The sequence below is a fragment of the Streptomyces sp. SM18 genome, assembly GCF_002910775.2.
In the GTDB taxonomy this organism is placed as follows: Bacteria; Actinomycetota; Actinomycetes; order Streptomycetales; family Streptomycetaceae; genus Streptomyces; species Streptomyces halstedii.
In genome coordinates this window covers 5048623-5074125 of the sequence record NZ_CP029342.1, presented here as the reverse complement: position 1 = coordinate 5074125, position 25503 = coordinate 5048623, and the positions used below count along the sequence as shown (strand labels likewise).

Below are 25503 nucleotides of genomic sequence, written 5' to 3'. Positions count from 1 at the left end.
CGGCCGGTACGGACACTCCCGTACCGGCCGCACCCACCGGCGTACCGCGGCGCCTGCGTACGTCCTACACCTTGGCCAGCGACGGCTTCTCCTCGTCGCCGCCCCTCGGCTCCGGGACGTGTGCCTCCCCGTGGGCGTCGTCCGTCATCAGCTTCTCGTCGAACGGGAGCGCCCCGGAGAGGACCTGGTCCACGCGGGCCCGGTCGATCTCCTTCGTCCAGGTGCCGACCAGCACCGTGGCCACCGCGTTGCCCGCGAAGTTCGTCAGGGCGCGGGCCTCGCTCATGAAGCGGTCGATGCCGACGATCAGGCCGACGCCGTCCACGAGTTCGGGGCGGTGCGACTGGAGGCCGCCGGCGAGGGTGGCGAGTCCGGCACCGGTGACACCCGCCGCGCCCTTCGACGCGATCACCATGAAGACCAGCAGCGAGATCTGCTCGCCGATGCTCAGCGGGTCGCCGGTCGCGTTGGCGATGAACAGCGAGGCCATCGTGAGGTAGATCGCGGTGCCGTCGAGGTTGAAGGAGTAGCCGGTCGGCACGGTGATGCCGACGACGGGCTTGCTGACGCCCATGTGCTCCATCTTCGCGATGAGCCGCGGCAGTGCCGACTCCGAGGAGGAGGTGGACAGGATCAGCAGGAACTCGCGGCCCAGGTACTTCAGCAGGGCGAGGATGTTGACCCCGGCCACCAGGCGCAGGATCGCGCCGAGGATCAGGAAGACGAAGAGCGCGCAGGTGACGTAGAAGCCGATCATGATGATCGCCAGGGACTTCAGGGCGTCCACCCCGGTCTCACCGACCACCGCCGCCATCGCGCCGAACGCGCCCACCGGGGCGGCCCACATGATCATCGCGAGGATGCGGAAGACGAGGCGCTGGATGTGGCCGATGCCGCGCAGGACGGGTTCGCCCGCCGAGCCGAGCGCCTGGAGCGCGAAGCCCGCGAGCAGGGCGACGAGGAGGGTCTGGAGGACCTCGCCGGCGGTGAAGGCGGAGACCATCGTGGTCGGGATGATGCCGAGCAGGAAGTCCACGGTGGACTCGCTGGCTCCGGCGGCCTGCTTCTCCCCGGCGGCGCGTGCCGCGTCGGTGAGGTGGAGGGTGGAGCCCGGCTCCAGCAGGTTGCCGACGACCAGGCCGATGGCCAGGGCGACCGTGGACATCACCAGGAAGTAGCCGAGGGCCAGTCCGCCGACCGCGCCGACCTTGGCGGCCTTGCGCACGGAGCCGACGCCGAGCACGATCGTGCAGAAGATGATCGGCGAGATCATCATCTTGATGAGGTTGACGAAGCCCGTGCCGAGCGGCTTGAGCTCCACGGCCAGGTCCGGGGCCACGAGGCCCAGGGTGATGCCGAGCACCACGGCGGCGATCACGGCCAGGTAAAGGTAGTGCGTACGGTCCCGGCGTGCGGTTTGCTCTGCCACGGGGCCCTCCTCGGCTCTCTGCGGTTCGCTCCCCCGTCCCTGGGGGTCCCGGCGACTATCCACCTCGGCGTGACCCCGGTCACCCTTGCGTTCATATCGTTCACAGACGTTTTCGAGCCACCTTGGGGCGGCGGGGTCCGCCAGGCAGACTGGAGGCATGCGTCTGCCCCGTGTCCTCCCCCGCAGCCTGGCGGGCCAGCTCTTCGTGATGCAGGCCCTGCTGGTGGCGGCCGTCGTGGCCGGGTGCGCCGTCTTCGCCTATGTGTCGGGCCGGGACCAGGCGGAGGAGACCGCGAAGCGGCAGGTGCGGACCGCCGCCCTGGCGATGGCCGAATCGCCGTCGGTCCGGGAGGCGATCCGCGCCCCCGACCCCTCGGCGGCGCTCCAGCCCTACGCGGAGCGGGTCCGCGCGGAGACCGGGATCGCCTTCATCACGATCATGGACCCGCGCGGGGTCCGCTGGACCCATCCGACCCCTGCCGAGATCGGCCGGCCCTTCATCGGCCACACCGACCGGGCCCTGCTCGGCGAGACGTTCGAGGAGACGTACACCGGCACGCTGGGGCCCTCGATACGGGTGGTCACCCCGGTCCGCGACGAGGGCCGGGTGGTCGGCCTGGTCAGCGCAGGCATCACCGTGGAGCGTGTCTCCACGCAGGTACGGGAGCAGCTCGGCGCGCTCGCCCTGGCGGCCGGCGCGGCGCTGGCGCTGGGCGCGCTCGGGACGTACGTGATCAACGCCAGGCTGCGGCGCCATACGCACGGGATGAACGCCCGGGAGCTGAGCCGGATGCACGACTACCACGCGGCCACCCTGCACGCGGTGCGCGAGGGGTTGCTGATGCTGGACGGGCGGCGCCGGATCGCGCTGGTCAACGACGCGGCCCGGGAACTGCTGGGGCTGGGGCCCGAGGCGGTGGGGCGCCGGGTGGACGAGCTGGAGCTGCCCGCGGCGCTGACCGGGGCGCTGCTGGCGTCCGGGCCGAGGGTCGACGAGGTCCATCTGACGGCGGACCGGGTGATCGTGGTGAACACCAGCCCGGTGGTCGGCGGGGAGCAGCGGGGCACGGTGGTGACCCTGCGGGACCACACCGAACTCCAGGCCCTGTCGGGAGAGCTGGACTCGGAGCGGGGTTTCTCGCAGGCGTTGCGCTCGCAGGCGCACGAGGCGGCGAACCGGCTGCACACGGTGGTCTCGCTGATCGAGCTGGGCCGGGTCGAGGAGGCCGTGGAGTTCGCGACGGCGGAGCTGGAGCTGGCGCAGGTCCTCACGGACCGGGTCGTCGGCGCGGTCGGTGAACCGGTGCTGGCGGCCCTGCTGCTCGGCAAGGCGGCCCAGGCGAACGAGCGGGGGGTGGAGCTGGTGCTGGCGGAGGACAGCCTGATCGACGACGGGGCGCTGCCCGAGTCGCTGGCGGCCCGCGATCTGGTGACCGTGCTCGGCAATCTCATCGACAACGCGGTGGACGCCGCCTCGGAGGCGATGAGAGGCGGCGGCGCGGCCGTGCCGGGGCAGCGCACGGCGGCCCGCGCCCTGGTCACGGTGACGGCGCGCACGGACGGCGGCGAGCTGCTGCTGAGGGTCGCGGACACGGGTGCGGGGATCGCCCCGGACGACGCGGACGAGGTGTTCCGGCGCGGCTGGACCACGCGCGGGACGGGGCGCGGGCTCGGGCTGGCGCTCGTCCGGCAGGCGGCGCACCGCAACGGCGGGACGGTCACGCTGGACAGGTCCGAGGACGGCGGCGCGCGGTTCACGGTGCGGCTGCCGCTGACGGGCCGTGCCGCCCCTGAGGTGACGGCGTGATCCGGGTGCTGGTCGTGGAGGACGACCCGGTGGCCGCCGACGCCCATCAGCTGTACGTGGGCCGGGTCCCCGGCTTCGAGGTGACGGCGGTCGCCCACTCCCGGGCCGAGGCGGTGCGGGCGCTGGAGCGCGCGCCGGTGGATCTGCTGCTGCTCGACCTGTACCTCCCGGACGGGCACGGCCTGCATCTGCTGCGTTCGCTGCGGGCGGCCGGGCACGGCGCGGACGTCATCGCGGTGACGTCCGCGCGTGATCTGGCGGTGGTGCGGGAGGGGGTCTCGCTCGGGGTCGTGCAGTACGTGCTGAAGCCGTTCACCTATCCCACGCTGCGGGACCGGCTCGTGCGGTACGCGGAGTTCCGGGCGGCGGCCGGTGAGGCGAGCGGCCAGGAGGAGGTGGACCGGGCGCTGGGGGCGCTGCGGATCACGGAGCCGGCGGCGCTGCCGAAGGGCCTGAGCGGGCCGACGCTGGACGCGGTGACCCGGGTCCTGCGGGCGTCCGGGGACGGGGTGACGGCGGCGGCGGCCGGGGAGGAGCTGGGGATGTCCCGGATCACCGCGCGGCGGTATCTGGAGCATCTGGTGACGGTGGGCCGGGCGGTGCGGCGCCCCAGTTACGGGCAGGTGGGACGGCCCGAGCTGCACTACCGATGGGTGGCCGAAACTCGTTGACACCATCGGATGACGCCCGCGATTACTCCTCGGAGGATCGTACGAAGGGTGAATGGTGACGCACAGCCTGTAGCCAGGGCGTTCGGTTCATCCTACGGTGGGACCGTGCCTCAGAATCCCCCCTTCAACGCCCCAGCCGCGCGCCGCTTGCGTGAGGCGCTGGGAATGGCTCCCGGACATGTTGCCTACGGGCTCGGTGCCCAGTATGGGCTTCGGATCACCGCCGAGACCGTGCTCGCCTGGGAGCGTGGGGTGGCCCTGCCGGACGAACGGGAACTCAAGGCGCTCGCCGGAGTGTTGTGGTGCGCCCCGGGGGAACTGCTCTCCGAGGCGAGCACGTTGCGCGAGCATCGGGTGGCCCGGGGCATGAGCCCGGAGGACCTGGCGCGGGCGGTGGGGATGGCGCCCGCCGCGTATCTGCGGATCGAGGAGTCGGGCCGGTGGCGGGGCAACGAGCGCCAGGCCTCGGCGCTCTGCACGGCGCTGGACCTGTCGGCCGCGCAGTTCCTCACGGCGACCGGCCGCAACGAGGAGCTGGCGGAGCTGCTGAACCGGGCGGTGACGACCCGCTGGCAGGCATACGTCAAGCCGGTGGCCAAGCTGGTCCCGCTGGACCGGGTCCTGGTCGAGGACGTGCTGGCCCAGTTGCACGCCGACTACCAGGCGTTGACGGTCTCCACGTTGAGCTGGAGCAGTACGGGCCGGGACGCGGCGGGGGCGGAGGGCGGGACGGGCCAGGACTTCCTGGACCGGGTGGTCGAGCAGTTCTGGCGTACGGCCGGACTCTGACCGCTCGACGCGGCCGGGCCGGGCCGGGCCGTCCGGACACGGCGTGGCCCCGGCCGTCCACGCGCGGGACGGCCGGGGCCCGGTGGAGCCGGGGGCGGGTCAGAAGACCGACTCGGCCTCGTACATCCGGTCGCTGGGCACGGTCTTCAGCCGGGTCACGGCGTCCGCCAGCGGGGCCATCACGATCTCCGTGCCCCGCAGCGCCGTCATCCGCCCGAAGTCCCCGCGGTGCACGGCCTCCACCGCGTTCCACCCGAAGCGGGTCGCGAGCACACGGTCGTACGCGGTCGGGGTTCCGCCGCGCTGGACATGGCCGAGGATGACCGGCCGGGCCTCCTTGCCGAGGCGCGTCTCCAGCTCGGCCGCGAGGCGGTTGCCGATGCCCTGGAAGCGCTCGTGGCCGTACTGGTCGATCTCGCCCTTGGCGTACGGCATGGAGCCCTCGGCCGGGTGCGCGCCCTCGGCGACGCAGATGACCGCGAACTTCTTTCCGCGCGCGAAGCGTTCCTCGACCATCTTGACCAGGTCGTCGACCTGGAAGGGGCGCTCGGGCAGGCAGATGCCGTGCGCGCCGCCGGCCATGCCGGACTCCAGCGCGATCCAGCCCGCGTGGCGGCCCATGACCTCGACGACCATGACCCGCTGGTGCGATTCTGCGGTGGTCTTCAGGCGGTCTATGGCGTCGGTGGCGACGCCCACGGCGGTGTCGAAGCCGAAGGTGCGGTCGGTGGCGGAGATGTCGTTGTCGATGGTCTTCGGGACACCGACGACGGGCATCCCGGCGTCGGACAGCATCCGGGCCGCCGTCAGGGTGCCCTCGCCGCCGATGGGGATGAGGGCGTCGATGCCGTAACGGCGGGACAGCTCCGCGCAGTTCTCCGCGGCCTCGCGCAGCCGGTCGCGCTCCAGCCGGGCCGAGCCGAGGATGGTGCCGCCGCGGGCCAGGATGCCGCTGACGGCGTTGAGGTCGAGGGGGCGGAAGTGGCCGTCGAGCAGGCCCTTGAAACCGTCCTCGAATCCGATGACTTCATCGCCGTGCCCCACCACGGCACGGTGGACGACCGAACGGATCACGGCGTTCAGGCCGGGGCAGTCCCCGCCTGCGGTGAGAATTCCGATGCGCATCGTGCTCTGTCTCCTGCTCACTAGTGCCGTGCCTCTGGGCTGTCCCGTCCATCCCTGGCGGGCGCGTGGGGGCAGTCGCGTCCCCACGCTCCCGGCCGCGCTCGATCGAGCGGGGTCCCGCTCTCGTCGCGTGGCCGGAACACCCGGACGCATCCAGTATGCGGGCGGCCCCGGGGGCCGTACGACGCACCGGACCGGGGGCCGCGCTCCGGGCGGCCGGGGCCCGTGGAGCGGCCCCGGCGAAGGGCACGCGGCGCCCCGTGCCGTGAGTCATCGTGATTGTCCCACGCCGGGTCCGGCAGCGGCCCCGCCGAGGGGCGGAAGGTTTTCGGAGCGATGTTCCGGACGGGTCCGGCCCGGCGGGCGGCTTACCCGCCTCCGTAGGTATCGTCAAGGGGGCAAGGCCAGCCAATCAGGACGGGAGGGCACGCGTGGCGCGCAGCGTGTATGTGACCGGGATCGACCGGGGGGACGGCCGCCAGGTCGTCGATCTGGGAGTCATGGAGCTACTGACGCGTCAGGTGGACCGGGTGGGGGTCTTCCGTCCGCTGGTCCACGACGGGCCGGACCGGCTGTTCGAGCTGCTGCGGGCCCGCTACCGGCTCTCCCAGAGCGCGGAGACGGTGTACGGCCTGGACTACCACGAGGCCTCCGCGATCCAGGCGGAGGAGGGCACGGACGAACTGGTCTCCCGGCTCGTCACGCGCTTCCACCGGGTGGCCCGTGAGTACGAGGTGGTGCTGGTCCTCGGTACGGACTTCGCGGCCACCCAGCTCCCGGACGAGCTGGCGCTCAACGCCCGGCTCGCCAACGAGTTCGGCGCCTCGGTGATCACGGTGGTCGGCGGTCAGGGCCAGGACGCCGGGTCCGTACGGTCCGAGGCGCGCAACGCCTACCGCGCGTACGCCTCGCTGGGCTGCGACGTGCTGACGGTGATCGTGAACCGGGTGGCGGCCGAGGACCGCGCGGAGATCGCGGACGGGCTGTCGGCCCAGCTCCCGGTGGACTGCTCGGTGCTGCCGGACGAGCCGGCGCTGTCCGCGCCCACCGTCTCCCAGATCACCACCGCCCTGGGCGGAACGGTTCTGCTCGGGGACGACTCCGGGCTCGCCCGGGACGCGCTGAACTTCGTCTTCGGCGGCGCCATGCTGCCGAACCTGCTCAAGGCCCTGACCCCGGGCTGCATGGTCGTCACCCCCGGCGACCGGGCGGACCTGGTCATCGGCTCCCTCGCCGCGCACAGCGCGGGCACCCCGCCGATCGCGGGCGTCCTGCTGACCCTGGACGAGCGCCCCGGCGAGGAGATACTCCGGCTCGCCTCCCGCCTCGCACCGGGCACCCCGGTGATCGCGGTGGCCGGCGGTTCCTTCCCCACCGCCGGTGAACTCTTCGCACTCGAAGGGAAGTTGAACGCGGCAACGCCCCGCAAGGCGGAGACCGCGCTCGGCCTCTTCGAACGCCATGTGGACACCACCGCCCTGCTGGAGCGGATCTCGGTGGCCCGCAGCGGCCGGGTCACCCCGATGATGTTCGAGCACGAGCTGCTGGAGCGGGCCCGCGCCGACCGGCGCCGCGTCGTCCTGCCCGAGGGCACCGAGGAGCGCGTCCTGCGCGCGGCGGACGTGCTGCTGCGCCGCGACGTCTGCGAACTGACCCTCCTCGGCGACACGGACGTCATCCGCAAGAAGGCCGCCGACCTCGGTATCGACCTCGCCGGGACCCAGCTCATCGACCCGCAAACCTCCGAGCTGCGCCAGGGCTTCGCCGAGCGGTACGCCGTGCTGCGCGCGCACCGCGGGGTGACGGTGGAGCTGGCGTACGACGTCGTCTCGGACGTCAACTACTTCGGCACGCTGATGGTCCAGGAGGGACTGGCCGACGGCATGGTCTCCGGCACGGTGCACTCCACGGCGGCGACCATCCGGCCCGCGTTCGAGATCATCAAGACCAAGCCGGACGCCTCGATCGTCTCCTCGGTGTTCTTCATGTGCCTCGCGGACAAGGTCCTGGTCTACGGCGACTGCGCGGTCAACCCGGACCCGGACGCCGAGCAGCTCGCCGACATCGCGGTGCAGTCCGCGGTCACCGCGCGGCGCTTCGGCGTGGACCCGCGGATCGCGATGCTGTCGTACTCGACGGGCACCTCCGGCAGCGGCGCGGACGTCGACAAGGTGCGGGAGGCCACGGAGCGGGTACGCGCCTCGCGACCGGACCTGAGGATCGAGGGCCCGATCCAGTACGACGCGGCGGTCGAACCGTCCGTCGCCGCCATGAAGCTGCCGGACTCCCCGGTGGCGGGCCGGGCGACCGTGCTGGTCTTCCCCGATCTGAACACCGGCAACAACACCTACAAGGCGGTCCAGCGGTCGGCGGGCGCCGTCGCGGTCGGCCCGGTCCTCCAGGGGCTGCGCAAACCGGTCAACGACCTGTCGCGGGGCGCCCTGGTGCAGGACATCGTGACGACCGTGGCCATCACCGCGATCCAGGCGCAGGGCGAGGAGTGAACACGTTGTCCACCACCCACCACTCGGACGCGAGCCGGGTGCTCGTGCTCAACTCCGGCTCCTCGTCGGTCAAGTACCAGCTCCTCGACATGCGCGACCGGTCCCGGCTGGCGACCGGGCTCGTCGAGCGGATCGGGGAGTCCTCCTCCCGGCTGGCACACACCCCTCGGGACGGGCGCACCCGTGAGCGCACCGGCAGGATCGCCGACCACGACGAGGCGCTGAAGGCCGCCGCCGACGAGCTGGCGGCCGACGGGCTCGGCCTGGACTCCCCCGAGCTGCTGGCGATCGGGCACCGGGTGGTGCACGGCGGGCTGAGGTTCACCGAGCCCACCGTGATCACCGACGAGGTGCTGAAGGAGATCGAGCGGCTGGTCCCCGTGGCCCCGCTGCACAACCCGGCGAACATCACCGGCATCCGCACGGCCCGCGGTCTGCGCCCCGACCTGCCGCAGGTGGCGGTCTTCGACACCGCGTTCCACCGGTCGATGCCGGAGTACGCCGCCCGGTACGCGATCGACGTGGAGACGGCCGACGCCCACCGCATCCGCCGCTACGGCTTCCACGGCACCTCGCACGCGTACGTCTCGCGGCGGGCCGCCGAGCTGCTGGGCCGCCCCCTGGAGGACCTCAACCTGATCGTGCTGCACCTGGGCAACGGCGCCTCGGCCTCCGCGGTGGCCGGCGGGAAGTGCGTGGACACCTCCATGGGGCTGACCCCGCTGGAGGGGCTGGTGATGGGGACCCGGTCCGGGGACGTGGACCCGGCGGTCACCTTCCACCTGGGGCGGGTGGCGGGGATGTCGATGGACGACGTCGACGCCCTGCTGAACCAGAAGAGCGGGCTGGTGGGCCTGTGCGGGGACAACGACATGCGGGAGATCCTGCGCCGGGTCAAGGAGGGCGACGAGCGGGCCACGCTGGCGTTCGACATCTACATCCACCGGCTGAAGAAGTACATCGGCGCCTATTCGGCGGTCCTCGGCCGGGTGGACGCGCTGGTGTTCACGGCGGGGGTCGGGGAGAACTCGGCACCCGTACGAGAGGCTGCCGTCGCGGGGCTGGAGGGATTCGGCCTGGCCGTGGATCCGGAGCGCAACGCCGTGCGGTCCGGCGGGCCGAGGCTGATCTCGCCCGCCGACGCGCGGGTCGCGGTGGCCGTGGTGCCGACCGACGAGGAGCTGGAGATCGCCCGCCAGACCTTCGCACTGACCCACAACTGAGCGGGTGGGCGCACCTTTGTACCTTCCACCAGACGGAATATTCCGCAGCGAAACAAACCGATAGGATCCGCCTCATGCGCCGTTCCAAAATCGTCTGCACCCTCGGTCCCGCCGTCGACTCCCATGAGCAGCTCGTCGCTCTGATCGAGGCCGGCATGAGCGTGGCCCGATTCAACTTCAGCCACGGAACCCACGAGGAGCACCAGGGCCGTTACGACCGCGTCCGCAAGGCCGCCGCCGAGACCGGCCGCGCGGTCGGCGTGCTCGCCGACCTCCAGGGACCGAAGATCCGCCTGGGCAAGTTCGCGGAGGGCCCCGTCGAACTGGTCCGCGGTGACGAGTTCGTCATCACCGCCGAGGACGTCGCGGGCGACAGGTCGATCTGCGGCACGACCTACAAGGGGCTGCCCGGTGACGTCACCAAGGGCGACCCGATCCTGATCAACGACGGCAACGTCGAGCTGAAGGTCGTCTCGGTCGACGGCCCCCGGGTCACCAGCATCGTCATCGAGGGCGGGGTGATCTCCGACCACAAGGGCATCAACCTGCCCGGCGCCGCGGTCAACGTCCCCGCCCTGTCCGAGAAGGACGTCGAGGACCTGCGGTTCGCGCTGCGGATGGGCTGCGACCTGGTCGCGCTGTCCTTCGTGCGGGACGCGGAGGACATCAAGGACGTGCACAAGGTGATGGACGAGGTGGGCCGCCGGGTCCCCGTCATCGCCAAGGTCGAGAAGCCGCAGGCCGTGGAGCACATGGAGGGCGTCGTCGCCGCCTTCGACGGCGTGATGGTGGCCCGTGGCGACCTGGCCGTCGAGTACCCGCTGGAGCGGGTCCCGATGGTGCAGAAGCGTCTCATCGAGCTGTGCCGCCGCAACGCCAAGCCGGTGATCGTGGCGACCCAGATGATGGAGTCGATGATCACCAACTCGCGGCCGACCCGCGCCGAGGCCTCCGACGTGGCCAACGCGATCCTGGACGGCGCGGACGCGGTCATGCTGTCGGCGGAGTCCTCCGTGGGCGCGTACCCGGTCGAGACGGTCAAGACGATGGCGAAGATCGTCGTCGCCGCCGAGGACGAGCTGCTGTCCAAGGGCCTCCAGCCGCTGGTGCCGGGCAAGAAGCCGCGTACGCAGGGTGGTTCGGTGGCCCGTGCGGCCGCCGAGATCGCCGACTTCCTGGACGGCAAGGCGCTGGTCGCCTTCACCAAGTCCGGTGACACCGCCCGCCGGCTGTCCCGCTACCGCGCGGCGCAGCCGATCCTGGCCTTCACCACCGAGGAGTCCACCCGCAACCAGCTCGCGCTGAGCTGGGGCGTGGAGTCCTACGTCGTGCCGCACGTGGACAACACCGACGCGATGGTCGACCTGGTGGACGCGGAGCTGCTCAAGCTGAACCGCTACAGCGACGGCGACACGATGGTCATCACGGCCGGTTCGCCCCCCGGTGTCCCGGGCACCACCAACATGGTCCGGGTGCACCACCTGAGCACCGAGCGCGCCTGACGCCCCGCCGCTCGCACAGGCCTGTGGCCCGCACTCCCCGAGGGGTGCGGGCCACAGGCCTGTGCGGCTCCCGGACGGGCCTCAGCCGTTGCCGCCGGTGAAGTAGTTCTGCAGGCCCGGGATCGTGAGCGTGCCGCCGAACTGGCCGGCCTGGGTGACCTTGACCTTGGTGAAGAAGGCGAAGGGTACGTTCAGCGGCGGCGGGGTCTCGGGGCTGAAGGTGATCGGGATGAGGCCGAAGAGGTTGCCCTTCAGCTCCTCCGTGTACATCGTCACCTCGCCGTCGCGGATGGTGGACGTCGAGCCGCCGCGCGCCTTGACGTGGCCGGTGGTGCCGGCCGGACCCGTCGTCAGCTGGTGCAGGTCCTTGATGTCGATGGACTTCGCGGTGAACTTGAGCACCTTCTTGGTGCCGCTCCCCGCGCGCACCTCGACGATGCCCTTGTAGTCCAGCCCGTTGAGCGTGAGCATCGACGACTCCAGGATCCACGGGTCGGTCGGGAGCAGCGGGACGCCCTGCTCCAGTTCGGCCGCGGCGAGTGCCTCGGGGTCGGGCACCGGGCACGGGAAGCGTTCCTTGGCGCCGTCCGGGATGTCGTCGTCCTTGACCGGGTCGAGGCCCTTGACGTCCTCGTCCAGCTCCTCGACGTCCTGGCCCGCCTTGCCGGCGGCCTCGCGGATGGCGTCGGCGGTCTTGTCGGCCGCCTCCTTCGCCGCGTCCGCGTCCCCGGACCTGCCGGTGTCCTTGCTGTCCTTGCCGTCCTTGGTGTCCTTGCCGTCCTTCGCCGGGTCCGAGGCCTTGTCCTCGTCGGCCGGTCCGGCGGTGGAGGACTCCTCCGGCTCGTCGGTGGCGCTCGGGGACGGGCTCGCGGTCTCCTTGCCGGGGATGTGGAGCAGGTCCCTGAGCGCGTCACCGACACCGAGCGGGTCGAGGGGGTTCTTCGACCTGGTGGGCGTGGGCGTCGCCTCGGCCTCCTGCTCGGAGGCGTCGGAGGCCTGGGCCTTCTGTCCGGAGATTCCGGCCTTCTGTTCGGAGTCCCGGCCCTGGGCGGAGGCGCTCGGGCTCGTGGTGGGCTCCGGGGCCGTGGTCCCGCCGGTGTCCGGTGTGTCGTCCTGCCCGTCCTCGCCGCCCTTACCGGTGTCGCCGGTGGGGGTGGCGCTCGGTGTCGGTGTCGCCTCCGGCTCCTGCGACTCGCTCGGCTCGTCGGACCGGGTCACACACGGGCCGGGGGCGAAGGGGATGTCGGAGGTGTCGTCCGCCAGGGCGAGCCGGGGCGTGAGGCCCATGCCGACGAACACTGCGGTGGGCATCGCGGCGAGCGCGAACGCCTTCTTGCCCGCGGGCAGGTGAAGCTTGGTCAGCAACGACTTCCGGGGGGCCGCGTGGCGGGGCCCGGGGCGGGTCCGGGTCTTCTCCCCGGCCGGTTCCGGCTGTGTCTCGTCACCCCGCACGACGACTCCCGTCCTCGGCCGGGACCGTACCGCCGTGCTCCACCGCCTGCTGGGGAACGGCCACGGTCGTCCGTACGTCGTCGGGCGCGCGCTCCGCCGCGGCGGGCACCGGGACGGAGGAGGCCGGCACCCGCTCCTCCTCGGTGTCCTCCTCCTCCACGGGCTCACCCGGAGCCCAGGAGACGGAGAGGGCCCCGCCGAGAAGGGCGAGGACGAAGCCGATCACGAAGCCGCCGATGTTGGCGACCGGGATGGAGATCAGCGCCAGCAGGATCGCGGCGACCCCGGCGAACACCCGGACGATGCTGTGGAACCACATGGTCAGGCCCAGGGTGACCAGCAGGACCCCGATGATCAGTGAACCCGCGCCGGCCGTGGTGGACATCGCCAGCGTGATGTTGCCGAGATGCATGTTGGCGTACGGGAAGTAGGCGATGGGAAGGCCACCCGCCATGGTGAACAGACCCGCCCAGAACGGCCGGTCGCCCCGCCAGGTGCGGAATCCCCTCCGAATGACGGTGAGGTAGTGCTCGTTCTGCCCTGTGGACTCGGGGCTCATGGAAAACAGCTCCCTGGAACCGGTACTGCTGTGAGAGGAGAAGGGGTGGGTGGCCGGAAGCCCACGACGCGTGCTCCGGCCACCCGGGCGGTGCTTAGTAGCACTCCTGGTCGGTGCCGGTGGAGAGCCGCAGCTTCAGTCCGCTGAGGTTGAAGGTGCCGGCCGTCGTGGCCCACGCCTTCTGCTTGACGTTCTTCAGCAGGGCCTTCTCGGCACGCTGCGAGAAGCCGTAGGGGTTGGCCTGGGTGTTCGGCTGGATACCGGGCTTGCCCTCCGACTTCGGCAGGGACCCCGCGGCCACACCGATGTCGATGTTCTTGAACTCGGCGTCGGCGTCGAGTTCCGACACGTCGAGGTAGAGGCTCTTGGCCTTGACCGGCGTGCCGCCCCCGCCCGCTTCCAGACGCAGCGTCACGGTGCCGATGCCGGGCACCTTCGGGGTGACGACCGACTGGCACATGTTGGTGATGTTGGCCTTGCTGAAGCCCGACACCGCCACCGGGGCGTGCATGTCCTTACCTTCGAGCGTCTTGCCCGAGGCCACGCTGCCGTACTGGACGAAGTCCCAGCCCTCCAGTTCGGTGGCCTTGACCTTGAACTCCTGCCCGGACACGCTGAACGACGCCGCGAGGGCGCCCTGTGCCAGGCCGATGCCCACCGCGGCGGTCGCCGCGACGCTCGGCACCATGACCAGAGCGAAACGCTTCCATCTCGTTCCACCGCGAACTTGGGAACTCATTCATTTCCTCCTTCTCGGACGTACATCTCCGGTACGGGCGTCGTGCCCGTCCTGGGATGGGAGAAGTGCTACGTCCTCGGGAAGGGGAGCGCCCGGACCGGAACGCGCGTACCGCTTCCCGATCACCGGCGATCACTCCCGAGCGACAACCACTGGCCACGCGTCTGCGCGGCCGGCCGGACAGGCCCCGCCGAAGGGGCGGGGAACCCCCCTGTCCGCGATCGGCGCCACTGCCGCCGACCACCCGGTGGGGACCCAACAGTCCGTCGGCGCCGACTGGCCGTCGGGCTGGCGGGTATTGGACCGAGCGTGGCCGATCGTGGTGCATTCCCGGCCGTCACACAAGGGGGGTCGTTACTCGCTAGTAACGACCCGATAACCGGGGCACGACAGGGCGATACCGGGCGGCCGCACAGGGTGACGCCGACGGGGCGCCCGTACAGTGCGATTTCCGCCCTGAACCGGACAGAGCAGGGAGGGGGGTTTACTGGGAGTAACAGGACGCGTTTGTGTCAAGATTTGGTAAAGCAGGGGCGTCCGTTGTCGCTCCCCCGCGAAAACGGCCGCGATACCCAGGGGGTACCGCGGCCGTGTTGTCACATCAGAACAAGACGCGTGCCAGAGCCGTCCTCGCGGCGATGACCCGGGGGTCCTCGGGGCCGATCACCTCGAAGAGCTTCAGCAGACGCACCCGCACCGCGTCACGGTCGTCACCGAACGTGCGGCGGACCGTCTCGACGAGGCGGCCGAAGGCGTCCTCGACGTGTCCGCCCACCAGGTCCAGATCGGCGGCGTCCATCTGCGCCGTCGGGTCGGCCGGCTTCTCGGCGGCGTCGGCGCGGACCTTCTGCGGGTCGAAACCCGCGACCCTGCGGAGGAGTTCGGCCTGGGCGAGACCCAGCTTGGCCTCGGTGTTCACCGGGTCGTCGGACAGGACGTTCCGGTACGCCTGGACGGCACCGTCGAAGTCGCTGGCGTCCAGGGCCTGCGCGGCGGCCTCCAGCAGCGCGTCGTACGGGCCGGCGGGCACCTCGGCCGGAGCGCTGTCCGTCACGTCGGCGTCCGCGTCGACCACGATCCCGGTGAGGCCGAACCTCTCCTCGCCGACCTGGATCAGCTGGTCCAGCGTCTGACGGATCTGGCTCTCCGGGGCGGCGCCCTGGAAGAGCGGGAGGGCCTGCCCGGCCACGACGGCGAAGACGGCCGGGATGCCCTGGATCCCGAACTGCTGCATCAGCATCTGGTTGGCGTCGACATCGACCTTGGCCAGCACGAAGCGGCCGTTGTACTCGGTGGCGAGGCGCTCCAGGAGCGGGCCGAGCTGTTTGCACGGTTCGCACCACTCGGCCCAGAAGTCGATGACGACCGGGACTTCGGTGGAGCGCTGGAGGACGTCGGTCTCGAAGCCCGCCTCGTCGACGTCGATCACCAGGGCGGACGGGGACACCCCGCCGCCGCCCCCGGTGCGGGCGGAATCGGCGCGCGCCTGCTCCGCCTTCGCCTTGGCCTCTCCGGCCGCCTTCACAGCGGCGAGGTCGACGACGCCGCTCATGGACATGTTCCTAGGCTGCATACGTACATCCTCCCCCCTGGCCCCACGGTTGCGAAAAGCGATCCGCGAACCGTGTCCGCCCGTCGCCGCACCGGTGTGCGCGACGGGCGGACGGACACGGTCGAAGAGGCCCTGAAAACCTCGTCCTCGCACCGGGTCCCCACCCGGCGCCTGTGGCTGTCGATCAGTCGCGGCGCGAGCCGGCGGACGCGCCGCCGCCTTACGCTACGACCCGTAGCGTAACTGCCCGGACCCCCTCGGGGGCAAGACCCCCCGGTGATCTGTCTCACGCTCTCCGGCCCCGGTCAGCGGTACTTACCGGCCGGTATGGTCGCCGCATGCCGAGCCACCGCCTCACCCGGCCCACGCGGTCGGGACGCCCCCGCAGCGCGGCGGCCGACGCCGCGATCCTGGAGGCGACCCGCGCGTCGCTGGTCGACCTCGGCTGGTCGAAGCTGACGATGGGAGACGTGGCGAGCCGGGCGGGGGTCGCCAAGACGACCCTGTACCGCCGCTGGGCCGGCAAGAACGAGCTGGTCGTGGACGCGGTCGCGGTCCTCTTCGACGAGCTGGAGCTGCCGGACCTGGGCAGTCTGGCGGCCGATGTGGAGGCGGTGGTGCTCCAGTTCGCCGCCCTGCTGGAGCGGCCGGAGACGAGGACCGCGCTCATGGCGGTGGTCGCCGAGTCCACCCGCGACGAGGCGCTGCGGGACCGGATACGGAACTCCATCGTGGCGCGGCAGAAGCGCCTCGTCCTCCAGGGCCGGGAGCGCGCCCAGCGGCGCGGGGAGCTGCCCGTGGAGCCGGACGGGGAGGTGGCGGCCCGCACCGCCGACCTGATCTTCGACGTGATCGCGGGCGCGGTGGTGCACCGGGCGCTGGTGAGCGCCGAGCCCGTGGACACCGACTGGGCCCGGCGCTTCACCCTGCTGCTGCTCTCGGGCCTGGGGTCGGCGCCCCGCCCCGCGAGCTGACCGGCCCGGAAGCGGAACCGTCCGGAGGCCGGGCGGCCGGGCTCGCGCGGCCTGGGAACCGCGCGGGCCGGAGCTCGTACGGCCCGAGGTCGCGCGGCCCGTGGCTCGCACGGCCCGAGGCGCGCGATCCGGGGCCGCGGCCCTGGGATTCGCCCGCTCCGGCGGATCAGAAGCCCGGCGGCTCCGTGTAGACGCCCCATTCGTCGCGCAGGACCCCGCAGATCTCGCCGAGGGTCGCCTCGGCGCGAACGGCCCTGAGCATCGGCTCGATCATGTTGGAGCCGTCGCGGGCGGCGGCCAGCATCTCCTCCAGCGCGGTGCGGACGGCCGCGTCGTCGCGGCGCTCCTTGCGGGCCGCCAGCTCACGCACCTGGTCGCGCTCGACCTCGTGGCTGACCCGCAGGATCTCCAGATCGCCGGTGACCGATCCGTGGTGGGCGTTGACGCCGACGACCCGCTTGTCGCCCTTCTCCAGCGCCTGCTGGTAGCGGAAGGCCGATTCGGCGATCTCGCCGGTGAACCAGCCGTCCTCGATTCCGCGCAGGATGCCGGAGGTCATCGGCCCGATGGGGTGCCTGCCGTCCGGATGGGCCCGGGTGCCGCGCTCCCGGATCTGCTCGAAGATCTTCTCGGCGTCGGCCTCGATGCGGTCGGTGAGCTGTTCGACGTACCAGGAACCGCCCAGCGGGTCGGCGACGTTGGCGACGCCGGTCTCCTCCATGAGGACCTGCTGGGTGCGCAGGGCGATCTCGGCCGCCTGCTCCGAGGGGAGCGCCAGCGTCTCGTCCAGGGCGTTGGTGTGCAGCGAGTTGGTGCCGCCGAGGACGGCGGACAGCGCCTCGACGGCGGTGCGTACGACGTTGTTGTACGGCTGCTGGGCGGTGAGCGAGACCCCGGCCGTCTGGGTGTGGAAGCGGAGCCACTGCGCCTTGTCCGTCTTCGCGTCGTACACCTCCTTCATCCAGCGCGCCCAGATCCGGCGGGCGGCGCGGAACTTGGCGATCTCCTCGAAGAAGTCCAGGTGCGCGTCGAAGAAGAAGGACAGGCCGGGGGCGAAGGTGTCCACGTCCAGGCCGCGGGAGAGGCCCAGCTCCACGTAGCCGAAGCCGTCCGCCAGGGTGTACGCCAGCTCCTGGGCGGCCGTCGCCCCGGCCTCGCGGATGTGGTAGCCGGAGACGGAGAGCGGCTTGTAGGCGGGGATGTCGCGGGCGCAGTGCTCCATCAGGTCGCCGATGAGGCGCAGATGGGGCTCGGGCTGGAAGAGCCACTCCTTCTGGGCGATGTACTCCTTGAAGATGTCCGTCTGGAGCGTGCCGTTGAGCACCCCGGGATCGACCCCCTGGCGCTCGGCGGCGACCAGGTACATGCAGAAGACGGGGACGGCGGGACCGCTGATGGTCATCGAGGTGGTGACGTCGCCGAGCGGGATGTCCCCGAAGAGGATCTCCATGTCGGCGGCGGAGTCGATGGCGACCCCGCAGTGCCCGACCTCGCCCAGCGAGCGGGGGTCGTCGGAGTCGCGGCCCATCAGGGTCGGCATGTCGAAGGCGACGCTGAGCCCGCCGCCGCCCGCGGCCAGGATCATCTTGTAGCGCTCGTTGGTCTGCTCGGCGTTGCCGAAGCCGGCGAACTGCCGGATGGTCCAGGTGCGGCCGCGGTAGCCCGTCGGGTAGAGCCCTCGCGTGAAGGGGTACTCGCCGGGCCAGCCGATCCGGTCGAAACCCTCGTACGTGTCACCGGGCCGGGGCCCGTACGCGGGCTCCACCGGGTCCCCGGAGAGCGTGGTGAAGTCCGCGTCACGCTTGCGGGCCTTGTCGTAACGGGCCTGCCAGCGGAGGCGGCCCTCCTCGATAGCGTCAGCGTCCATGCTCCGAATTTACTAGGACGTCCTACTATCTGTCGATGGCAAACCGCCCGGCGCTTTCGCGCGGGGCGGTACCGGGGGCTCCTTCGCCGCGAGGATCAGGCCTTCACGGGCTGCGCGGCGCCGTCCGCGACCAGCGGGCCCACCTCGCGCACGATCCTGCGCTCGACGAAGAAGGCGGCGGTCGGGATCGTGCCGGAGACCAGCACCCAGAGCAGCTTGCCCATCGGCCACTTCGCCTTGGAGCCCAGGTCGAAGGCGAAGACGAGGTAGATGATGTAGAGCACGCCGTGGATCTGCGAGACCACGAGGGTGAGGCCCTCACCCGTGTCGAACCCGTATTTGAAGATCATGCAGACGCAGAGGATCAGCAACATGACGGCGGTGACGTAGGCCATCACCCGATAGCGGGTCAGCACGCTGGGTTTCATGCCGTCGAGCCTAACCGGAGGGCAGGGGCGATCTTGCGGCGCCCCGGTCCCGGTCCGGTCGGGCCTTGTCCGGCCTGGCGCGGTCAGGCCTCGTCCGGTCCCGGCCCCGGTCAGACCTTGTCCCTCCCGGTCCCGGTCAGGCCTTGTCGTCGAAGTCGTGGGCGGCCACCCGCAGCGGACGCAGCATCGCGAAGATCTCCGCGCACTCCTCGGCGTCGTACGCCCCGAGACCGAACTCCATCGCCATCAGGTCCTCGGTCGCCGACTCGACGACCTCGCGGCCCTTGTCGGTGATGGAGGCAAGGGTGCCCCGGCCGTCGTTGGGGTTGGGCCGCTTCGCGACCAGCCCCGAGCGCACCAGCCGGTCCACGGTGTTCGTCACGGACGTGGGATGCACCATGAGGCGTTCACCGATCTTGGACATCGGCAGCTCACCGGCCTGCGAGAAGGTGAGCAGGACCAGTGCCTCGTACCGGGCGAAGGTCAGCCCGTACGGCTTGACCACCGCGTCGACCTCGGAGAGCAGGATCTGCTGGGCACGCATGATCGAGGTGATCGCGCCCATGGAGGGCACCGGGCCCCAGCGTCGCTGCCAGAGTTCGTCGGCGCGGGCGATGGGATCGAAAGGGAGGCTGAGCGGCTTCGGCACGGCACGACCTTACCCACTGGTCACATGCCGGTCAGCCCTGTCTCGCACTTCGGTACCGGACAGTTGTTCGCAGGGCCTTCGCGGGGCCTTCGCTGGGCCTTCACGGAACCTCCGGGGGCCTTCGCGGGGCTTCCGGGTAGTCCTCGCGGGGCGGCGGCGGGCGGACCGGGGCTGAGCGGCGCGCGGACCGGGCCCGGACAGCGGGCGGTGCGGTTCTTTTCGGCCAATGGCCGCGCGGAGGAGCGTCCCGACCGCGCGCCCGCCGACACGACGAGCGGGGAGCGGCGGACCACCGTGGCCGGAAGGCCACGCCATCCCGTACCGGAGCCCCCGCGTCGCGCTTTCCCCCCACGAGCCCCCTCCGCACCGGCCCGGCCCCGTGGAGGCGACGCCGGACGGGGCGCTCGGGACGGGGGTGGCAGGGGCCCGACAACCCCCTCGATCCGGACATTCGCCTCCGAGCGGCCTCCTTGTGCCCTTCCGAAGGCCGTGGTTAGGCTCCCGACCGTTTCATCTCGTGCACAAGTTCTACGCACTTTCGTCAGATCGTGATCACCCTGTGGACGGCTGCCGGAAGGCGGAGGTGAAACGGCATGGAGAGACCTCCCGGAGCGTCCTCCACCGCGCGCCCGTCCGCCGCACCCGCCACCGCACCGGGCCCCGCCGCACCCGCCACCACCTCCGGCCCCGCCGCACCCACCGCCGCCTTACCCGCCGCGCCAGATGACCGGCCGGCCGCCGGACCCCCGCGTCCGTCGTCCGGCCCGTCGTCCGGCCCGTCGTCCGACCCGCCGACCGGGCCGCCGTCCGCACCCTTCGGCCCGGAACCCCGGCCCCTCCCCCACCCCCACCCGTCCGGACACGGGTCGCGGGACATCCGGCTCCTGTGGACCGCGAACGCGGCCGACGCGCTCGGGACCCAGGCGTCCGGAGTGGTCCTGCCCCTCCTGCTCCTGGGGCTCGGCCACTCGCCGGCCGTGGTCGGTCTGATCGCTGGGGTCTCCACCGCCGCGGGTCTGGTGATGGGCCCCCTGGCCGCCGTACCGGCCGACCGGGGCGCGCGCAAGACGGTGATGTTCTGGTCGGCGGTGGTCTCCGCGCTGGCCATGGCCTCGGTCGCCCTCGCCGTCGCGGACGGCAGGCCTTCCCTCCCCCACCTCTTGGGCGCGGTCCTGGTGGAACGTTTCTCCACCGCCTGCTACGAGGCCGCCTCCCGTGGCACCGTCGCGCTGATCGCCGCACCGGAGGACGTCCCCCGGGTGGTGGCCGGACTGGAGGCGGGCGGTCAGGGGGCCCTCGTCCTGGGACCGGCGCTGGGAGGAGCGCTCTTCCAGGTCTCGCGCTTCCTCCCGTTCGTGGCGGACGCGGTGTCGTACACGGTCGCCGCCGTCTGCGTACGCGCGATGCGCGCGGACCTCGTGGCACCCGGGGACCACACCCCGGACCGGACCGGCGCCCCCGCCGAGCGTGCCGGAGGACCCGCCCGCGCGGCCGCGTACCGGGCCGCCGTGGCGGCGCTCGCCGCCGGGTACACGCTGGTGCGCGACTCGGCGCTGTTACGACTGGTCCTGGTGTGGACCACCACCGTCGGCGGAGTCCTGACCGCCCTGTACTACGGCGCCGTGTTCACGCTCCAGGAGGGCGGGCACGGCGCCGCGCCGATGGGTCTGGTGCTGGCCGCCTCCGGGGCCGCAGGACTCGTCGGCTCGCTGACCGCGCCCCGGCTCGCCCGCCGGCTGCGTCCGGGCCGGGCGCTCGTCGCGGTGTCCTGGCTCATGGTCCCGCTCGCGGCCGGGCTGGCCGCCGCCTCCGGACCGTGGGCCTACGGTGCCCTGTTCGCGGCGTTCTGCCTGATCATGCCGCTCGCCACGGTCGTCCTGCAGAGCCGGGCGATCCAGGCGACGCCCCAGCGCCTCCAGGCCCGCGCGGGCGCGGTCCTGGCGACCACGGCGGGCGGGGCGGCCGCCCTGGCCCCCGCGCTGGCCGGGCTGCTCGCCGCCCCGGCGGGAGCCGCCGTGCCCACCGGGGCGTGCGCCGTGCTGCTGGCCGCGCTGGCTCTCTGGACGACCGCGAGGGCCGGCCGTTCCCTCGGACCGGAGCGTGCGGCGTGACCGGGTCCCCCCGCCCCTCGGGGGCTCCCCCCGCGACCGGCCAGGACGGACCGGGCGGCGCCGGGGTCCACGAGACGGCGGCGAAGGACGGGGCCCCCGCGCGTTTCCACGTCTACCACGGCTCCCTGCCCCAGGTGTGCGGTGGCGATCCGGACCGGATGGCCTTCACCGCCGACGCGGACGGCCGGTGCCAGATATTCACCTGGGACGCGTCGGCCCGCCGCGCACGGCAGGTCACCCACCGTCCGCAGGGCACCGCGCACAGCGCGGTGGACCCCGCCGCGCACGTCTGGTGGTTCGACGAGGACGCGCGCGGCGCGGGCCGCTGGCTCTTCCAGCCCTTCGACGGCGGACCCGACCGCCCCGGACTGACCGGGGTCCCCCGCGGCACGCCCCGGGGCCTGTCCGTCGGCGACGACGCCACCGTCGTCATGGGCGTCGGCGGGCCCCGTTCCACCACGGTGTACACGGGGACCCGCGGCGGCCCCGCACGCGAGGTGACGCGCGTCAACGGCCTGGTGACGCTCCGTGGGACCACTCCCTCCGCCGGTCTGCTGGCGCTCGGCGGCCCCGCCGGCTCCGCCCGCGCGGTGACGGTGCTGGCCTCGGACGGCCGGGTCGCCGCCGTCCTGTCCGGAGAGCGCCACCGCCTCTGGGCCCTGGGCTTCGCCCCCGTACGGCGGGACGGCGCGGACGAGCTGCTGCTCGTCCAGGAGACCGACGACGGCTATCTGCCGGCCTGCTGGACCCCGGACGGCGGACTCCGTACCCATCCCTGGTGCGCGTTCGACACCGAGATCACCGCCCGCTGGTACCCGGACGGCCGCCATGTGCTGATCCGGCAGGACCGGCACGGCCGCAGCGTCCTGTACCGCGCGGGGCTCGCGGACCGGACGCTGGCAGAGGTGCCGACCCGGCCGGGCAGCCTGCTGGACGCCGCACCCCGCCGGGACGACGACGTCCACGTCCTCTGGACGGACACGGCCCACCCGCCCCGGATGTACTCCACCGCGGGCACCGCCCTCCCGCCGCTGGCGACGATTCCCGGACAGGTGCCGGGCGACCACCGGGACCTGTGGACCACCGGCCGGGGCGGGCCGGTGCACACCCTGCTCAGCCTCCCGGCGGACCGCTCGGAACCGGTGCCCGCGGTCTTCCTGGTGCACGGCGGGCCCACCGACCACGACCGCGACGCCTACGACGGGATCGTGCACTCCCTGGTGGCCTCGGGCTTCGCCGTGGCGCGGGTCAACTACCGCGGATCCACCGGCTACGGGCCTCGCTGGCGGCGGGAGCCCGGCGGTGACGTGGGGCTCGCCCAGACCGACGACCTGGCCGCCGTCCGGGCCGACCTGGTCGGCCGGGGGCTGATCCGCGCGGACGCCACCGGGCTGTGGGGGGTCTCCTGGGGCGGTTACCTGGTCCTGCTCGCGCTCGGCAGGCGCCCAGGCCTCTGGCAGGCGGGCGTCGCAGTCAAACCCGTCGCCGACTGCGCCGCCGCCCACCGCACCACCACACCCGCCCTGCGCGCCCTGGACGAACGGCTCTTCGGCGGTACGCCCGACACCGTGCCCGCGCGCTATGCGCGTAACTCACCGATCAGCTACGCCGGCCGGGTCACGGACCCGGTGCTGGTGGTCGCCGCCGGTCACGACGCCAAGTGCCCGCCCGGCCAGGTGCGCGGCTACCTCGACGCGCTGCGCGCGGCCGGTGCCCGCCACGAGGCGATGTGGCTGGACAGCGGCCACGACGGCTACGAGGGCGAGGACCACGTGGCCGTGCTGCGCCGCGCCGTCGGCTTCCTCGACCGGGAACTGCGCGGACCCCTCCGCGCCCCCAAGACGCCCCCTTCCGCTCGGAAGGGGGGCTCCCGCCGCAGCCACGACGCGGCGGGAGAAGACACCGCGTGACGCCTGACGGAGAGGAGAACCACCCATGCAGAAGGACATCATCCACAACGACCCGCTCGCGGGTGACGAGGAGAACCGCAAGCCGGGCATCGGCATCACGATCACCGTCCCGTTCCGTACCGCCGAGGAGGGCGAGGAGGAGTGACCCCCCGGCCGGCCCGGCGGTGACGCCGGGCCGGCCGTTGTCCGTGCCCACGGCCGGCCGTCTGCCCTCCGGCAGGCTTCCGCCCTTGTCCCAGAGGAACCGACATGCGCGTACTGCTGGTCAATATGCCCTGGTCGCCGATCGACCTTCCCTCGTTGGCGCTGGGAATCCTCAAGCGCAGTGTGGACGAACACGTGCCGGGCGGCAGCGCCGAAGTCCTGCACGCCAACCTTGAGTTCACCGACTGGATCACCCGCCGCACCGAGTTCACCGCGGAGGACTACGAGTACTACGCGCTGTCCTCCTACTTCCTGGGATGCGGCGACTGGGTCTTCTCCTCCGCCCTCTACGACGACCCGGCCTGGCGGGAGGAGGAGTTCACGGCCGCCATGAGCGGCAAGCTACGCGCGTCCCGCATGCGGATGACCAAGGAACTCCACCGCCAGGTACCGGAGTTCGTCGAGATGATCGCCCGCCGCATCGTGGAGTACGCGCCCGACGTCGTCGGTTTCACCTCCACCTTCCAGCAGAACACCGCGGCCCTGGCCGCCGCCCGGCACGTGAAGCGGCTCGCCCCGCACATCGTGACCGTCATGGGCGGGGCCAACTGCGACGCCGAACAGGGAGCGGCCGTACACCGCACCTTCCCCTTCGTCGACCATGTGATCCGCGGCGAGGGGGAGGCCGCCTTCCCGGCCCTGCTGACCGCCCTCGCCGACGGGGCCACCGACCTGTCCACGATCGCCGGGCTGTGCCACCGCGGCGCGGAGGGCGCGAGCGTGGCGAACCCCATGGCCACCACCCCACTGCCGCCGGCCACGATCCTGCCGCCCGACTACAGCGGCTACTTCGAGCGGCTGGCGTCGTCCGTGGCACGCAACTGGGTCGAACCCAAGCTGGTCGTCGAGGGGGCCCGGGGCTGCTGGTGGGGCGAGAAGCACCACTGCACGTTCTGCGGGCTCAACGGCTCCTTCATGCAGTTCCGCAGCAAGAGCCCGGACGTGTTCTACGAGGAGATCATGGACCTCGCCCGCCGCCACCGGGTGCTGGACATGTACGTCGTCGACAACATCCTCGACATGGGCTACCTCTCCACCGTGCTGCCGCGCATCATCGACAGCGGCTACGACCTGCGGCTGCACATCGAGATCAAGGCCAACATGCGCCGCTCCCAGCTCCGCACGCTCTCCGACGCCGGGCTGATCTACGTGCAGCCGGGCATCGAGAGCCTCAACAGCCGGGTCCTCGACCTGATGGACAAGGGGGTCAGCGGCTGCCAGAACGTGCGGATGCTCCGCGACGGCGCGGAGACCGGGCTGTCGGTGTCCTGGAACTACCTGCACGGCTTCCCCGGCGAGACCGCCGAGGACTACGACCCCGTCATCGCCCAGATACCGGCCCTGGAACACCTCAACCCCCCGGTGGACCTCTCGGCGCGCATCGCCATCGAGCGCTTCAGCCCGTACTTCAACCGCCCGGAGCTGGGTTTCTCCGGGCTGCGTCCCGAACTGCACTACCGCTTCACCTATGACCTCCCCGAGGAGGAGCTGCACGACCTCGCGTACGTCTTCGAGGCGCCGGAGCGCGGGATCGGCGAGGCGACCGTCACCGCCCTCAACGACAGCCTCGCCGCGTGGAAGAAGCACCACGCCGGCGCCAGGCTCACACAGACGGACCTCGGCGACCGCATCGTCCTGGTCAGCAGGCGCCGGGCGTTCGCCTGGCGCACGAGGCAGCTGACCGACCCGTACGAGATCGCGCTCTTCCGGCTCCTGGACCAGCCGCACACCCCCCAGGCGCTCGCCCGCAAGGTGGCCGCCCGCGTCCCCGGCGAGGCCGTCGACGAGGACCGGGTGCGCGACCTGCTCCTGCGGTGGGTCGGCCTCGGGCTCGTCTTCACCGACGCCGGGCAGTACGTGCACCTCGCCCCCGCGGCCGTCAACGGGGACCTGCTCCGCCTGGACTTCATGCGCCACGGCCGGGACCTGGCCACCGAGGACGGTCCCGGAGCGGGGCCGGACCCCGTACCCGAGGAACTGACCGTCTGACGACCGCCCCCGACACACC

At 72.1% G+C, this 25503-nt stretch carries 19 protein-coding genes; 10 read left to right on the top strand and 9 right to left on the bottom strand.

Translation table 11 applies throughout. From position 1 onward, the window contains the following. Positions 1–64: 64 nt before the first annotated feature. The gene (locus tag B9S64_RS23060; RefSeq protein WP_103490423.1) at positions 65–1429 is read right to left on the bottom strand and encodes a cation:dicarboxylate symporter family transporter; all 1365 of its coding nucleotides are present in this window, start codon (positions 1427–1429) and stop codon (positions 65–67) included. A 157-nt stretch (positions 1430–1586) separates the two neighbouring features. Here B9S64_RS23060 and B9S64_RS23055 point away from each other — a divergent pair, with 157 nt between their 5' ends. From B9S64_RS23055 to B9S64_RS23045, 3 genes are all read left to right on the top strand, one after another. After that, positions 1587–3236 carry a sensor histidine kinase gene (locus B9S64_RS23055; RefSeq protein ID WP_103490422.1) on the top strand — a complete coding sequence of 550 codons (1650 nt, stop codon included), beginning with the start codon at positions 1587–1589 and terminating at the stop codon, positions 3234–3236. Beyond that, on the top strand, positions 3233–3907 hold the full coding sequence (locus B9S64_RS23050; RefSeq protein WP_103490421.1) for a response regulator: 675 nt from the start codon (positions 3233–3235) through the stop codon (positions 3905–3907). The genes B9S64_RS23055 and B9S64_RS23050 overlap by 4 nt, the downstream gene beginning before the upstream one ends. A gap of 165 nt (positions 3908–4072) precedes the next feature. Beyond that, positions 4073–4696 carry a helix-turn-helix transcriptional regulator gene (locus tag B9S64_RS23045; protein ID WP_103490420.1) on the top strand — a complete coding sequence of 208 codons (624 nt, stop codon included), beginning with the start codon at positions 4073–4075 and terminating at the stop codon, positions 4694–4696. Positions 4697–4795: 99 nt separating this feature from the next. Here the strand turns inward: B9S64_RS23045 and B9S64_RS23040 are convergent, their stop codons facing one another. Further along, positions 4796–5821, bottom strand: coding sequence for an ATP-dependent 6-phosphofructokinase (locus B9S64_RS23040; RefSeq protein WP_028438689.1), 1026 nt, complete (start codon positions 5819–5821; stop codon positions 4796–4798). A gap of 431 nt (positions 5822–6252) precedes the next feature. On the opposite strand from B9S64_RS23040, the gene pta reads away from it, so the two are divergent. From pta to pyk, 3 genes are all read left to right on the top strand, one after another. After that, the gene (gene pta, locus B9S64_RS23035; protein ID WP_103490419.1) at positions 6253–8325 is read left to right on the top strand and encodes a phosphate acetyltransferase; all 2073 of its coding nucleotides are present in this window, start codon (positions 6253–6255) and stop codon (positions 8323–8325) included. 5 nt (positions 8326–8330) lie between these two features. Then, complete coding sequence (locus B9S64_RS23030; RefSeq protein WP_258037788.1) at positions 8331–9548, top strand: acetate kinase; 1218 nt, start codon at positions 8331–8333, stop codon at positions 9546–9548. A 74-nt stretch (positions 9549–9622) separates the two neighbouring features. Beyond that, on the top strand, positions 9623–11050 hold the full coding sequence (pyk, locus tag B9S64_RS23025) for a pyruvate kinase (RefSeq protein ID WP_103490417.1): 1428 nt from the start codon (positions 9623–9625) through the stop codon (positions 11048–11050). An 81-nt stretch (positions 11051–11131) separates the two neighbouring features. On the opposite strand, the gene B9S64_RS23020 is transcribed toward pyk, so the two are convergent. The 4 genes from B9S64_RS23020 to B9S64_RS23000 all read right to left on the bottom strand — a co-directional run bounded on the left by B9S64_RS23020 (position 11132) and on the right by B9S64_RS23000 (position 15358). Continuing rightward, positions 11132–12502: a hypothetical protein gene (locus B9S64_RS23020; RefSeq protein ID WP_103490416.1), complete on the bottom strand. Its 1371-nt coding sequence runs from the start codon at positions 12500–12502 to the stop codon at positions 11132–11134. After that, positions 12492–13061, bottom strand: a complete 570-nt coding sequence (locus B9S64_RS23015; protein WP_103490415.1) for a DUF6114 domain-containing protein — start codon at positions 13059–13061, stop codon at positions 12492–12494. The genes B9S64_RS23020 and B9S64_RS23015 overlap by 11 nt, the downstream gene beginning before the upstream one ends. A gap of 94 nt (positions 13062–13155) precedes the next feature. Continuing rightward, entirely contained in the window at positions 13156–13800 is a 645-nt protein-coding gene (locus B9S64_RS23010) for a DUF6230 family protein (RefSeq protein WP_181012226.1), read from the bottom strand. A 601-nt stretch (positions 13801–14401) separates the two neighbouring features. Next, on the bottom strand, positions 14402–15358 hold the full coding sequence (locus B9S64_RS23000; RefSeq protein ID WP_258037791.1) for a tetratricopeptide repeat protein: 957 nt from the start codon (positions 15356–15358) through the stop codon (positions 14402–14404). Between the two features lie 332 nt (positions 15359–15690). On the opposite strand from B9S64_RS23000, the gene B9S64_RS22995 reads away from it, so the two are divergent. Continuing rightward, positions 15691–16326 (top strand): TetR/AcrR family transcriptional regulator, encoded by a 636-nt coding sequence (locus B9S64_RS22995; RefSeq protein ID WP_103490412.1) that lies wholly within the window; start codon positions 15691–15693, stop codon positions 16324–16326. 166 nt (positions 16327–16492) lie between these two features. Here the strand turns inward: B9S64_RS22995 and B9S64_RS22990 are convergent, their stop codons facing one another. The 3 genes from B9S64_RS22990 to B9S64_RS22980 form a co-directional block, all read right to left on the bottom strand. Continuing rightward, a complete protein-coding gene (locus tag B9S64_RS22990; protein WP_103490411.1) occupies positions 16493–18193 on the bottom strand; it encodes a methylmalonyl-CoA mutase in 1701 nt (566 codons plus the stop codon). Positions 18194–18288: 95 nt separating this feature from the next. After that, on the bottom strand, positions 18289–18621 hold the full coding sequence (locus B9S64_RS22985; protein ID WP_028438698.1) for a DUF3817 domain-containing protein: 333 nt from the start codon (positions 18619–18621) through the stop codon (positions 18289–18291). 136 nt (positions 18622–18757) lie between these two features. After that, complete coding sequence (locus tag B9S64_RS22980) at positions 18758–19270, bottom strand: MarR family winged helix-turn-helix transcriptional regulator (RefSeq protein ID WP_103490410.1); 513 nt, start codon at positions 19268–19270, stop codon at positions 18758–18760. A 593-nt stretch (positions 19271–19863) separates the two neighbouring features. Here B9S64_RS22980 and B9S64_RS22975 point away from each other — a divergent pair. From B9S64_RS22975 to B9S64_RS22965, 3 genes are all read left to right on the top strand, one after another. Beyond that, positions 19864–21381, top strand: coding sequence for an MFS transporter (locus tag B9S64_RS22975; protein WP_109492101.1), 1518 nt, complete (start codon positions 19864–19866; stop codon positions 21379–21381). Next, complete coding sequence (locus B9S64_RS22970; protein ID WP_258037715.1) at positions 21378–23291, top strand: S9 family peptidase; 1914 nt, start codon at positions 21378–21380, stop codon at positions 23289–23291. The genes B9S64_RS22975 and B9S64_RS22970 overlap by 4 nt, the downstream gene beginning before the upstream one ends. A gap of 249 nt (positions 23292–23540) precedes the next feature. Next, a complete protein-coding gene (locus B9S64_RS22965; protein WP_103489277.1) occupies positions 23541–25484 on the top strand; it encodes a RiPP maturation radical SAM C-methyltransferase in 1944 nt (647 codons plus the stop codon). The last annotated feature ends 19 nt before the right edge of the window (positions 25485–25503 follow it).